Annotated in this window: 10 protein-coding genes; 2 read left to right on the top strand and 8 right to left on the bottom strand. The window is 61.3% G+C overall.

Annotated features, from left to right (window positions below; translation table 11 throughout):
* Window positions 1-211 precede the first annotated feature (211 nt).
* Window positions 212-1,612, top strand: a complete 1,401-nt coding sequence (lpdA, locus tag JFT86_RS06730; RefSeq protein ID WP_201236213.1) for a dihydrolipoyl dehydrogenase — start codon at window positions 212-214, stop codon at window positions 1,610-1,612.
* Window positions 1,613-1,686: 74 nt separating this feature from the next.
* On the opposite strand, the gene JFT86_RS06725 is transcribed toward lpdA, so the two are convergent.
* Window positions 1,687-2,160 (bottom strand): Lrp/AsnC family transcriptional regulator, encoded by a 474-nt coding sequence (locus JFT86_RS06725; protein ID WP_201236212.1) that lies wholly within the window; start codon window positions 2,158-2,160, stop codon window positions 1,687-1,689.
* Between the two features lie 144 nt (window positions 2,161-2,304).
* On the opposite strand from JFT86_RS06725, the gene JFT86_RS06720 reads away from it, so the two are divergent.
* Window positions 2,305-2,934 (top strand): LysE family translocator, encoded by a 630-nt coding sequence (locus JFT86_RS06720; RefSeq protein WP_201236211.1) that lies wholly within the window; start codon window positions 2,305-2,307, stop codon window positions 2,932-2,934.
* Here JFT86_RS06720 and JFT86_RS06715 read toward each other — a convergent pair.
* The 7 genes from JFT86_RS06715 to JFT86_RS06685 form a co-directional block, all read right to left on the bottom strand.
* Window positions 2,931-5,066: a hypothetical protein gene (locus tag JFT86_RS06715; protein ID WP_201236210.1), complete on the bottom strand. Its 2,136-nt coding sequence runs from the start codon at window positions 5,064-5,066 to the stop codon at window positions 2,931-2,933. The genes JFT86_RS06720 and JFT86_RS06715 overlap by 4 nt on opposite strands.
* Entirely contained in the window at window positions 5,053-6,240 is a 1,188-nt protein-coding gene (locus JFT86_RS06710) for a DUF3142 domain-containing protein (protein WP_201236209.1), read from the bottom strand. Before JFT86_RS06710 ends, JFT86_RS06715 begins: the two co-directional genes overlap by 14 nt.
* A 76-nt stretch (window positions 6,241-6,316) precedes the next feature.
* Window positions 6,317-7,144 carry a class I SAM-dependent methyltransferase gene (locus JFT86_RS06705; protein WP_201236208.1) on the bottom strand — a complete coding sequence of 276 codons (828 nt, stop codon included), beginning with the start codon at window positions 7,142-7,144 and terminating at the stop codon, window positions 6,317-6,319.
* Window positions 7,138-8,292 (bottom strand): acyltransferase, encoded by a 1,155-nt coding sequence (locus JFT86_RS06700; protein WP_201236207.1) that lies wholly within the window; start codon window positions 8,290-8,292, stop codon window positions 7,138-7,140. The genes JFT86_RS06705 and JFT86_RS06700 overlap by 7 nt, the downstream gene beginning before the upstream one ends.
* The gene (locus JFT86_RS06695) at window positions 8,289-9,176 is read right to left on the bottom strand and encodes a class I SAM-dependent methyltransferase (protein ID WP_201236206.1); all 888 of its coding nucleotides are present in this window, start codon (window positions 9,174-9,176) and stop codon (window positions 8,289-8,291) included. Before JFT86_RS06695 ends, JFT86_RS06700 begins: the two co-directional genes overlap by 4 nt.
* Window positions 9,173-10,477 carry a glycosyltransferase gene (locus JFT86_RS06690; protein ID WP_201231794.1) on the bottom strand — a complete coding sequence of 435 codons (1,305 nt, stop codon included), beginning with the start codon at window positions 10,475-10,477 and terminating at the stop codon, window positions 9,173-9,175. The genes JFT86_RS06695 and JFT86_RS06690 overlap by 4 nt, the downstream gene beginning before the upstream one ends.
* Window positions 10,471-12,087 carry a glycosyltransferase gene (locus JFT86_RS06685; protein ID WP_201236205.1) on the bottom strand — a complete coding sequence of 539 codons (1,617 nt, stop codon included), beginning with the start codon at window positions 12,085-12,087 and terminating at the stop codon, window positions 10,471-10,473. The genes JFT86_RS06690 and JFT86_RS06685 overlap by 7 nt, the downstream gene beginning before the upstream one ends.
* Window positions 12,088-12,420: the final 333 nt, after the last annotated feature.

Below are 12,420 nucleotides of genomic sequence, written 5' to 3'. Positions count from 1 at the left end.
ATCACCCCAAGCTCATTGGCCCAATCTTCTAATCGTTACGATATAACGAAAAGCGTGAAATATTCGTACACAATTGCGCTTATTCAAAGACGCCCAACCTGTCGCTTGCCTGAAGCCTTGACCGAAATGTCCGGAAACGCACATATTACGTTCGTAATTTTAATCGACGACTACTTTTAGCGATCCGCATCCCTCAACCAGGAGTAAGCGCATGAGCAACTATGACGTAGTGATTCTGGGCGGCGGCCCCGGTGGCTATAACGCGGCGATCCGCGCCGGCCAGTTGGGCCTCAAGGCTGCCTGCGTGGAAGGTCGCGCCACCCTTGGCGGCACCTGCCTGAACGTCGGTTGCATGCCGTCCAAAGCCTTGTTGCACGCATCCGAGCTATACGACGCGGCCATGGGTGCGGAATTCGCCAACCTCGGTATCGAAGTCAAACCGACGCTGAACCTCGCGCAAATGATGAAGCAGAAAGACGAGAGCGTGGCCGGCCTGACCAAAGGCATCGAGTTTCTGTTTCGCAAGAACAAAGTCGACTGGATCAAGGGCTGGGGCCACATCGACGGGCCGGGCAAAGTCACGGTCACAGGCGATCAGGGCAGCAAGATCGAGCTGACTGCCAAGGACATCATCATCGCCACCGGCTCCGAGCCCACGCCCCTGCCGGGTGTCGAGATCGACAACAAGCGCATCCTCGATTCCACTGGTGCGTTGTCACTGAGCGAAGTGCCCAGACATCTGGTGGTGATCGGTGCCGGCGTGATCGGCCTCGAACTCGGTTCGGTCTGGCGCAGGCTCGGTGCGCAAGTCACGGTGGTCGAGTACCTTGATCGCATCTGCCCGGGTGTCGATGGCGAGGCCGGCAAAACCTTGCAGCGCTCGCTGAGCAAACAAGGCATCACCTTCAAATTGGGTTCGAAAGTCACCAGCGCCACCACCTCGGCCAGCGGTGTGCAGCTCAGCGTCGAACCGGCGGCGGGCGGCAGCGCCGAACTGCTGGAAGCCGACTACGTGCTGGTGGCCATCGGTCGCCGCCCGTATACCCAAGGCCTGGGCCTGGAAAACGTCGGCCTGAGCACCGACAAACGCGGCATGCTCGCCAACAAACAGCATCGCACCGAGGCCCCCGGCATCTGGGTGATTGGCGACGTAACCTCGGGGCCGATGCTCGCCCACAAGGCCGAAGACGAAGCGATGGCCTGCGTTGAGCAGATCCACGGCAAGGCGGGAGAGGTCAATTACGACTTGATCCCCAACGTGATCTACACCAAACCGGAGCTGGCCAGTGTCGGCAAGACTGAAGAGCAGCTCAAGGCTGAAGGTCGCGCCTATAAAGTCGGCAAGTTTCCGTTCACCGCCAACAGCCGGGCGAAGATCAACCACGAGACCGAAGGTTTCGCCAAAGTCATCGCCGACGAACGCACGGACGAAGTGCTCGGCGTGCATCTGGTCGGCCCGAGCGTGAGTGAAATGATCGGCGAGTTTTGTGTGGCGATGGAGTTCAGCGCTTCGGCCGAGGACATCGCCCTGACCTGCCATCCGCACCCGACACGCTCCGAAGCGTTGCGTCAGGCAGCGATGAATGTCGAGGGGATGGCGACGCAGATGTAAAGATCAAAAGATCGCAGCCTTCGGCAGCTCCTACGGGGTACGCATTCCCTGCCGAAGGCTGCGATCTTGGCTTTTCAGGCAGGCAAATGCCCCAGCGGCAAGGCTCCCGGGGTCTTCACTGTGTGAATCGCAAAATTGCTGCGGATGTCACTCACCCCCGGCAGCTTCAACAGGCAGCCGCTGAGAAAGCGGTCATACGCGCGCAGATCCGGCACCACCACCTGCAGCAGAAAGTCCGACTCGCCGGACACCAGAAACGCCGAAATCACCTCTGGCAATGCGGTAACTGCCTGATAAAAGGCTTCCGCTTGAGCATCGTTATGCCGCTCGACCTTGACCCCGACAAACACCGTCAGCCCCAACCCCACTTCATCGCGATCCAGATTGGCCTGATAGCCGCGAATCACCCCGGCCTCTTCCAGCATTCGCACCCGCCGCAGGCAGGGCGAAGCCGACAGGCCGATCTCGTCTGCCAGCTCGACATTGCTCAGGCGTCCGTCCCGTTGCAGCGCGGCGAGAATCTTGCGATCAAAAGCGTCGAGTTTCATCTTTGGCAGATCCTGATGGCGTACGCATGAAAAGAACGCAGGTTATGCCAAATCCGCAAGCTTTTGAAGCTGACTACGCAAGCACCTGCCCCGCCCTTCAGCCCTAGACTGGCGTCACCGAATCGACAACGAAAGGGGTATGACGTGGCGAGTCTCTGGCTGTTTTTCCTGGCATTGGCCGTGGTGTTTCTGTTGCCCGGGCCGGACATGATCCTGCTGCTGCAAACCGGCGCCCGTCAGGGTCGGGGGGCAGCGCTGGCTACTGCGGTGGGCCTGGCGATTGCCCGTGGTTGTCACGTGGCATTGGCGGCGTTGGGGCTGGCGGCGTTGTTCAAGGCGGCACCGTGGACGTTCGACGTGGTGCGGCTGGCCGGGGCGGCGTACCTGCTGTGGATCGGCATTCAATGCTTGCGCAGCACGCTGCTGCCGAACCTGAATGCCGGGGACATTGCCGACACACGCGGGCAATGGCGCGAAGCAATCCGTCGCGGCGTGTTGACCAATCTGCTCAATCCCAAGGCGCTGCTGTTCTGTTCCGTGCTGTTGCCGCAATTCATCGTCGCCGACGGCGCCCCGGTGCTCAGCCAATTCACCGTCCTTGGTATCTTGCTGGTCGGCGTAGGCCTGCTGTTCGACAGCGCCTACGCCCTGACCGGCGCCGCGCTGGGCCGTTGGCTGCAACACAGTCCAACGGCGCAACGGGTTCAACAGTGGTTGTTCGGCAGCCTGTTGATCGGCTTTGCGGTGCGCCTGACGTTTATCCAGCAGGCTTAGTCTTTGCGGGCCTTGCGCTGGCGCCGAGTGATCAGCAGCAAAGCGGCACCAACCGCCAGCACAATGGCGCCGATCTGCACCGGCCACTTGTACGGTCGCAGCGTCGCGCGCACGGCGTCGGTGACCTGGGTGACGTAACGCTTGTCGGCGTTTTCAAAATCCGGGTACGGGCACTGGTTGCCGAAATCCACTGCCCACGGCACATACGGGCCTTCTTTGACATAGCGCTGATACAGGGCGCTCTGTTCTTCCAGGCTGCTGTTCCAACCGGCAGCCGAACACAGCACCGCCGCAAACGCCTGACTGCTGTGTGGCAAATTGTCAGCCGCACGACTGGCCAGCGCGGTAGCAACGAAGCGGTAGTGAAAACGCTGATCGGGCTGCGCTTCACTGGCCTTCTGGCGTTGCACCTCGGCCTCGGCCACCAGCGGGCCGACTTTCAGCTCAGCGTTTTCCAGACTGAAACCACCGCCGAACACCGCGTAATCCGGCGCCATCTCGTAGCCGAGAATGTCCATGCCCCACTCGCGCGCCGTCCACGCCGCGTTGTACAACGCACTGGCGCGTTTGGTCGGCCACCAGGCGCTATCGGCTTTCAGCCGTTGCTCGCCGTAAAGCCTGGCCTGATTCTGCAAACTTTCCTGGAAGTACCCGACCGCGTCCGCGTAATGGCCTTCACGCAGCAAGCGCCGACCGAGCAAATTGCGCAGTTTTTCCGCCGAGCGCTGTTGCTCGTAGTGATCCTGCCCTTCCTGAACGGGTTCTTGCGGGGCTGGCACGTTAGCGTCGACGTACTGTTTGAGTTCTTCAACCGTCAGCACTCGCTCGGCGACTGTTGCAGCGTCGAACCAATAGATATCGTTGCTGCGATACAACTGCACGAAGGCTTGCAGGTATTCGCCGCGTTGCAGCGCAAGAATCGCGCTTTCGCCCTCGACGCGGCATTTCGGCTGGACGGTTTCATAAGCCCAGTCCGGCGTGCGCCGGTAGCCCCAGTCTTCGTTCTGCGGGAAGGCTTGCGCGGCTTTGGCGTAGGCTGCAGCGGCGGCGTTTTTATCGCCGTCACGCACCGCCAGTTTCGCCCGCAGCCACCACGCGAGCCCACCGTCACCGGCGTTTTCGAGGAAAGCCTTGGCGCTGGCGTAATCGCCGCGTTGATAATTCATCGCCGCCAGTCGATCCGCGTTGTCGAGGCTGCCACGGGTGCTGTTTTGCAAGAGTCGCGTAAGTTTTTTCTCGTTCGGCGGCTCTTCGCCAAACGACCAGCCCACCCGGCTGACCAGCGAAGCCGTGACCAGTTGCTGCACCGCTTTGTGATCAAGCAACTTCGCCAGTTCCGCTTCGGGCAACTCGGCCAGTTCATTCATCAATTGCCTGAGCGACGTATTGCCCACCGCCGAGCCGTGCAGGTTTTGCGCTTCGTAGAGTTCAATGGCGCCGCTCCAGTCACCGGCGGTGCGCAGGGCCCGCGCCTCTTCGCCGAGACTGGCAACACCCAATTCCAGTGGATCACTGAAACCGTCGATGCTCATTTGACGAGTCTGGCGAAACGCCTCGCGCGACCGTTCCAGCGCTTCGATTGCGTCACCGCTTTCGCTGCTCATTGCAAACCATGTGCGGCCCAGAGAGTACGCCGCCCAAGTGCTGCGCAACGGCCGCTGATCGGCCGGCAGCGCCAGCAGCTTGTCGAAATACTCGACCGCCAGTTGATGGTCACCCGTGGCAAACGCCACGGCGCCGGCCACGTAAAAACGGATTTCCGTCGGCAGACTGGCACCCTGCACTTCGACCTGACGCGCATCGGTCAAGCCACGCAACTGTTTGACCATCGCTAGCTGCTCGGTGGTCAGACCGGCCTGCTCGGCCTTTTCCCGCGCCTCGGCCAGCTCGTTCGATTCGCCGTAGTTGTCATTGGGGTTGTGTGTCGCGGCAGTGACATTCTTCAGCCCGGCAATGGTTTTGCCGAGGCGGCTGATCTCGAAATTGAAGTTGCCCTCAGGCAGATCCGCCAGGGTCTGCCCACGATCGTCGAGCAGACGGTTGGGGAAATCCGGGCCACAGGCCACAGCCGAACCCAGCGGCAGGCTGAGGCTCAGGCAGAGCAGATGACGGGGCCAGTTACGGGTCAACATGCGAACCTCCTTGATCAATATGTGCACAACGCGCCCAACCGATGGCACGCTGCCCGTCAGCCGGCAAGCGGCCGTCGCGCAGGCGGGTGAAGGTAAGCAGATCCGGGCTTTGTTGCAACGAATAACCGGCGAGCGCATCGGCGCCTTCACAGCCCGCCACCTTCACGGTCAAACGTGCGGGCCAGGCGCTGTCGAGATTGCCGGGATTGTTCAACGTGATGTCGTAGAGGCCATTCTGTTCGCTGAAGGTCAGGCCGAGTTGACTGTGCAACGCATCGCCTCGTGCCACAGCGCGCAACGTGGTCAGACTCCAGGCACGCCTGTCGTTGGCCAGCGGCAGACGAAACCAGATCAACCCGGCCAGATGTGCAGGCGGATCCTCACGCAGCGCTTTACCGAGCTGACTTAGTTGCAGCGGATCGGCCAGCAGTTCGCGGCGCTGACCGCCCCGCTCAAGCGACACCTCGCTTTCCACCACCGGAGCTCCGCCGTCATCTGGCAACAGAGCCACGCCATAGGCCGGTAGCGCGAGATAGAACGGTTTGGTGGTGACTTTCCCCCAGGCGTCCGCCCACCGTCGCGCCTGCTCGGCATCGAACAAACCGAGACGTGGATCGCTGACGGCATGTACTTGCAGCACGCTGCTGTCGACCGTGGCCAGCAATGTCGGCAGTTGCGCACTGTCGAGCCACGCCGGCAATGCGGTGATGCTCAGCGGCAATGACGCCGGCAACGCCGAACGCAAATGGGTGAGGAATTTTGCATAGTCCGGCAACCGGGCGTTGCCGGAATCGTGGTCGATTTCCACGCCCTGCACCATAAGGCCCTGCGCCTGCCAGTCCTGGATGACCTGAAGAATTTGCGCCGTGACCTGCTGCTGATCCAGCGCCTTGAGCTGGCCATCGAGACGAATCACCGCGATCAGCGGACGGCCATCGGTTTTCAACAACGCTGCATCGATACGCGCCCGGCTCCAGCCCGCACCCGGAAAAGCCTGCAACGCCAACACGCGCAAGGTGGAGAATTCATTTCGGCTATCGCGCAACGCCGCCTCATGGGCGGGCGTCCACTGGCGTTGCCAGACATAGAGTTGCTGATCGAGTGGCGGTGTGTCCGGTTGTTCACACCCCGCCAGCCACAAAGCCGTGATCAGAACCACATAACCAAACCGCATGAAATCGCCGATCCCTGCCGAAGAAAACATGCAGGGTACACAAAACCGCCGGAAGCAGGCTCCCGGCGATAAAGCTTCAGGGCTTGCGGGCAATGATGATCTGGCATCTCGGCACCACCGCATCCAGTGCCTGTTTGATCTGCAACCCGCGTGGCGTTTCCAGCAGCGCCTGCCAGGTGGCAGCCCAATGGTTGAGCAATGGGTGATCAGGGTTGCTCAGGTCAACCTTCGCTTCCCAGAACAGCAACATCCACATGGCCCAATAGAAACCATGCTGGCTGTGGCTGATGACTTCCAGGCCCGCGTCACTGACCATTTCCTTGAACTGCTCTTCGCCGATGATCCGCACGTGGTTGGGCTTCTCGAAGTACACCGGCGCGGCGATGCCCTTTTGCAGGTGCTCGGAGCTGGGGTGCGGCACGCTCAGCAGATACAGCGCGCCCGGGCGGCCGACACGCACCAGTTCGGCGAGAAACTGCGCCGGATCGTCGACGTGTTCGATGACTTCAGTGGACACCACGCGGGTCGCGGTGCCATCGGCGATCGGTAAGGGGTTGCAGTCGGTGACATGGCATTCGATGTCGCGCGCCGGGGTATCGCTCAGACGCTGGCGGGTGGCCTCGACCTTGGCGCCGTCGATGTCGGCGATGATGATCTTCGCCCCGCGCATGCCGCAGAAATGCACGTTGCCGCCATCACCGCAGCCGACGTCGAGCAACGTGTCTTCGGCGCCCACAGGAAAGCCTGTGAACAGCTCCCCGGTCTTCTGGTTGAACCAGCCGCTAAGCTCGGAATCGTAGAGGCCGAGCAGGAAGGGATCGACCCTGGCCGCTTCCGGGCTGGCGGGCGGTGCAATGGCGGGAGCAGGCGCCGCCACTGTGCGTTTCTTCAAAAAGCTCAGCATGAGGTGGCTCCAGAGGATGGGACAGCGGATCGGGACGTACCGAGGCGCGCCACCAGGGCGGCACCGCGGTTGCGCATGGGCATTTCGACGAAGCGGTAATTGAGTTCGCTGAGCAGCGCGATCAGGCCCAGGGCGATCAGCGAAGTCAGAATCGGATGCCCGGCGGGACTCGGCAGCCCGGCTGCCTGCAAGCGAAAGATCATTTCACGCACCAGCAGATAGGCCGGAACATGGATCAGGTAGATGCCATAGGAACGGCTGCCGATCCAGGCCATCAGCTTCTGCAATCGGCCGGCCGGCAGCAAGTAATCGCGGTTGTACGAGGCGATCCACACCAGCAGCGCGCTGAGCACGGTGAGCGAACCGATGCGATAGCTGGCAAACGTAAAGCGGTCGGTGGCCATGAAACACAGGAGCAACCCGATGCTGATCAACACCAGTGTGCCGACCCCGGGCAAGCGCAGAAAGGTCGGCTCCCAGCGTCTATACGAAGGTTGCGCGCTCCACATTGCCAGCAGCACACCCACCGCCAGCGCATCGGTACGAACGAACATCAGAAACGGCGTGCGCACGCTGAGAATCTGCACCGCTACCAGCGCCAGCAACGCCCAGACCAGGTGTTTGCGCAACAGTAGAATCAGCAGCGGGAACAGCAAGTAGAACTGCTCCTCCAGCGACAGGCTCCAGTACACAAAGCTGCTGCCGTATTCGTAGTGAAAGAAGCTGTCGGCCAGGCGGAAATTGGCGTACTGCAGCACACCGGCGAGCGTCGCCTGCAGGTTGGCGGACAGCGAACCGAACGCCCCCGAGCGATTGAGAAAGACACACGCCAGCAGCATCAGCGCCAGCCACAGCCAGGCCGCCGGCAATAACCGGAAGGCACGGCGCAACCAGAAATTGCGGGTCTGCTGCCAATACTCCTGACGGCTGCTGCAACTGCGCAATGCCGGGATCAGACTGCGAGCGATGACGAACCCGGAAATCGCGAAGAACAGATCGACGCCCCACCACGATTGCGCCCACAGCTGAATTTTCACCAGCAGCGGCACGGTATCGGTAAACAGGCTCCCCTGCACGTGATGGAACAGCACGCCCAACACCGCGATAGCGCGCAAGACTTCGATGTCCATGATTCGCTTGTCGCTCATGGTGCCCCTCCGCCATCCAGTGGCTTGCGCGCGATGATCACCTGACTCTTGGGCATGAACCGGTCCAGCGTCTGCTTGACCAGCAGCCCATCAGGCTGATCGAGCAGGCTCTGCCAGGCCCTGGCCCAGTGTTCCATCATCGGTGTGAACGGTTCATGGATACGGTCACGCACGGCCCCCGAAAGTTCGCGACCGGCCGCCCGTTCGCCGGCCCAGAAGAAGATCATGCCCATCACCCAGAAAAAACCGCTGGCCTGACGATGCTCGATCACCAGGCCAGCGTCCTCTACCAGTGCGGCGAAACGCTCCGGGGTAAAAATCTGCACATGATTGGGCGACTGATAGTAACTGGCCGGAGCGATGCCTTTTTGCAGATGCTCGCCGACCGGCGCCGGCACGCTGAGCAGGTACTGCGCGCCAGGACGGCCCATGCGCACCAGTTCGGCCATGAATGCTTCGGGCTGGTCGACGTGCTCAAGCACTTCCATGCACACCACTTTGCTCGCGCAACCATCGGCCAGGGGCAATGGCAGGCTGTTACTGACCAGCCCCAGATTCAACTGGCGGCTTTGCGCGTCGACCTGCCGCGCCAGTTCGCGCACCTTGTCGTGTTCACTGTCGGTGAAGATCACAGACGCGCCCTGGCGCACGGCAAACAGTGTCGCTACGCCGTCACCGCAACCGACGTCGAGCAACGTATCGTCAGCGTTGATGGCAAAGCCTTTGAGCAACTCGCCGCTGTCACCGAGAAACCAGCCGTCGAGAACCGCGTCACGCAATCCGACATACAGCGGCGACGCGGTATCGGGCGCGGCAGGCGCCGACTCTTCGACAGGGAGCGCTGCTGGCGCCGGGCGAAATCGAGCGAGCAGGCGCCGGATCATGCGACGGCGACTGGCGCAGATGAGGTGCCGGCCGCTTGCAACAACGGCTCGAGAAACGCCTGCAAACGCCGCTCGGCACCGGCCTGACTGCAGAAGTGCTCAAGACTGCGCACCGCTTCGACCGACATCGCGGCATAACGCTGTTCATCCGTCTTCGCCACGTCGTAGCTGGCCCGATACGCCGCACACAGCGAGTCCCAATTGGTCATGTAGCGCATCGTGCGGTAGGCCGCTCGCGGGTCGTGGGGCCAGGCCGTCAGCTCTTCGGTGAAGTCGACGATGAATGCGTTGTCGCCGCTCACGTAGTCAGCCATCGCAGTGTTCAACGGCGCAATCGCCGGTTTGCCGCAGGACATGAACTCCATCAACGGCAGGCACTGGCCTTCGCCGAAGGAACTGTTGACCACGTAGCTGGTGGCCTGCACCAGACGTTCGTAATCGACATCCGCCAGATAGCCGTGGATCAGCACGATCCGGCATTGGTAAGACTGGTTCTTGTAGAGGTGGTGCAGCATGTCGGTCAACGCATCGGCGATGTCATGGTGCGTGAGTTTCAGCACCAGAGTCGCATCGGTGGTATCGCGGAACGTGGTGCAAAACGCGCTGAGCATGTCCTGCCAGTTCTTGCGCCCATCGTAGGGATTGAACACCGAGGAATAGACCACGCCGTCAAGCTGCAATGAGCAATCCTGCGCCGGCCCGGCGAAGGACATCGGCGTGCCTTCGCACCGCCCGGGTGGCCCATAGGGGCGTAAATCCACGGTGCGACTGTCGATCAACAACCCGCGCAGATTCAGGGTGACCGGTTCGACGACCGGGCGTCGATCCAGATGTTCACCGCGCGCGGCGAAGCGATCCCATACCGGGGCGGGGATCGCGCAGACCGGATAATCAGCGCCCATCGCATCGCGCACGGTATCGACCGTGAAGCTCGAATGGGTGATCGCCCGGCCGCACGCCTCCAGCACCACACGCCAATCATGGCGAGGCTCGCCCTGCCAGCTTTCGGTGGGAATGGTGCTGAACTCCCAGGCAAACACCGGGATGGTCGGGCAGGCGTAATGAATCGGTGTGCGATGCGGCGGCGAGAAGGACAGAAAGACGCAATCTTCGCCACGGCTCAGGCAATCGAAATACAGGCGATCAACCAGTTCGTCCGGGTTGCTGACTTCGATCACCTGGCCAATTCGCTCCAGCACCGGGCGGAATTCCTTGAGGACGAAGTAGTAGCTGTACTCGGGTCGGCCGAGGTTCTGCTGGATGTTGCTCTTGTTGGTTTCCGAATGAATGATGATCAGCATGCGGCAGTCCCCGCCTCGGCCATCAGCGGTGTGATTTCGCTGTCCGCCTTCAGGTCGAAAAACGCCTTTACGCGCTGCTGCACCGGGGTAAACCCGCAGTAATCGCGCATGCGTTGATTGGCGGCAGCGGCCATGGCCAGATAAGCCTGCGGGTGGTTTTTGGCCATGGCATAGCTGTCCTCATAAGCGGCTTTCAATGAGCTCCAGTCCGGGCGATGGCGCACGGTGCGGTAGAGGATCCGCACGTCTTCCGGCCAGATTGTCGGCTCGTGACTGGACTTGACGATGAACCCGACCTGCTCGTCGATGTAGTCGCGCATCGCCGTGTGGTTCGGGGCAATCACCGGTTTGCCGCACGACATGAACTCCATCAACGGCAGACACAAACCTTCGCAGCGCGATGCGTTGACGTAGAAACTCGCGGCACCGTACAGCCGGGCGAACTCCTCGTCCTGCAAATAGCCGTGCATGACCACGACCCGGCAGGCGAACGGCGACAGTTGCGAAAGCAAGGTAATCAAGTGGACGTAGTAGCTCGCCAGATCGTTCTGGGTGATTTTCAGCACCAGCGTGGCGTCCTCGTTGTCACGCATGGCCCAGCAGAAGGCCGTGATCAGGTGATGCCAGTTCTTGCGACCGTCCTCGGGATTGAACACGCTCACGTAGACCACGCCACTGACGTCGATGGCCACTTGCTCGCTGGTGTCAGGCAGTACCGCTTGCGGATGCCCTGCGGGGTCCAGCGCTTCGCTGACCGTGGTGGCCACCGGCAGCGGCTGCGGTGCTGGCGTACGCAATTTCGCCAAATGCTGGCGGAGGCCATCCGGCACCAGATCGCAAACGGCTTCGCGATACCACAACAGCAGATTGTGCTTGAGCAAAAACAGCGGCGGGTGTTCGCGAGGGCCGACCAGCGCCCGGCAGGTTTCGCGCAGGTAATGCTTGGTGATGAATGCACGCCGACGCCAGGTCAGGGGCGGCGCGGCTTCGGGCTCCGGCTCGGCCAGGCCGCGAAGTTGCAGTTCCTGCTCACTGTGTATCGGCGCGATCAAGCCATCGGCGGACAGGCCCATCGCGCGACTGTCGATGATGCATCCCTTGATCTGCAAAGTCGTGCCCGGGTTTACCGGGACGGCTGGATAGTCTTGCCGCACCTGCGCAAAGCCCTCCCACAACGGCGTGGGCAGCACAAGCACGGGGAAATCTTCACCCAGGGTTTTACGGATCGCCTGCGCCGTGTGCGTGGACAGGGTAATTACCCGGCCATGGCGTGCCAGGGTCTGGCTCCAGTCCTGGCGGGGATCGTCGTCGCAGCTCTCGGACGGGATCGAGTCATATTCCCAGGCAATCACGCAGACCATCGGGCATTGCAGATCGGTCGGGGCTTTATGCGGTGGTGAAAACGAAAGGAACAGACATTCCTCACCAGCCTGACTCAGCTGTCGATACAGCGGATCGACATCGGCGACGGACGCCACCACGTGCACGCGACCAAGGCTTTCCAGCACCGGGCGATAAGCCTTGAGCACGAAGTAGTAACTGTATTCAGGACGACCGAGACTCTGGCTGATGGAACGGTCATTGACGTCCGAGTAAAGAATGAAATTCATGGCATCCCACGATGAAGCGGCCATTCCGGCAGCCTCATGCTATGACGGCCCGGCATCGGATCAAGCCGGTATCACCGGTGCTTGTCCTTACTCTTGGGGCCCGTCTTCGTTCTTGTTTTAGTGGTCGGTTTCACCCTGTTGCGCTACGCCCAAGGCGAACCTCGGGCATGGCGACGAGGGGCATTCTAAACACATCCGTCGAGCATTCGTGAACCGCAAGGCGAGAAAAAACCTGACTACGCTAATGAGAACTGACCGGTCACGGTTTGCCCTGTTGAAATTGCCGAGCAATTGGCACAGATTGGTAACAAACAACTACAACATTTGACTTCG

The sequence above is a fragment of the Pseudomonas sp. TH06 genome, from assembly GCF_016651305.1.
Lineage (GTDB): Bacteria > Pseudomonadota > Gammaproteobacteria > Pseudomonadales > Pseudomonadaceae > Aquipseudomonas.
Note: the sequence above shows the minus strand (reverse complement) of the source record. Positions and strands in the feature narration are given on the sequence as shown.

What these genes read in the sequence shown, in the direction of transcription:
- lpdA (WP_201236213.1), top strand. Translation starts at nt 212, where the DNA reads ATGAGCAACTATGACGTAGTGATTCTGGGCGGCGGCCCCGGTGGCTAT.
- JFT86_RS06725 (WP_201236212.1), bottom strand. Translation starts at nt 2,160, where the DNA reads ATGAAACTCGACGCTTTTGATCGCAAGATTCTCGCCGCGCTGCAACGG.
- JFT86_RS06715 (WP_201236210.1), bottom strand. Translation starts at nt 5,066, where the DNA reads ATGTTGACCCGTAACTGGCCCCGTCATCTGCTCTGCCTGAGCCTCAGC.
- JFT86_RS06710 (WP_201236209.1), bottom strand. Translation starts at nt 6,240, where the DNA reads ATGCGGTTTGGTTATGTGGTTCTGATCACGGCTTTGTGGCTGGCGGGG.
- JFT86_RS06705 (WP_201236208.1), bottom strand. Translation starts at nt 7,144, where the DNA reads ATGCTGAGCTTTTTGAAGAAACGCACAGTGGCGGCGCCTGCTCCCGCC.
- JFT86_RS06700 (WP_201236207.1), bottom strand. Translation starts at nt 8,292, where the DNA reads ATGAGCGACAAGCGAATCATGGACATCGAAGTCTTGCGCGCTATCGCG.
- JFT86_RS06695 (WP_201236206.1), bottom strand. Translation starts at nt 9,176, where the DNA reads ATGATCCGGCGCCTGCTCGCTCGATTTCGCCCGGCGCCAGCAGCGCTC.
- JFT86_RS06690 (WP_201231794.1), bottom strand. Translation starts at nt 10,477, where the DNA reads ATGCTGATCATCATTCATTCGGAAACCAACAAGAGCAACATCCAGCAG.
- JFT86_RS06685 (WP_201236205.1), bottom strand. Translation starts at nt 12,087, where the DNA reads ATGAATTTCATTCTTTACTCGGACGTCAATGACCGTTCCATCAGCCAG.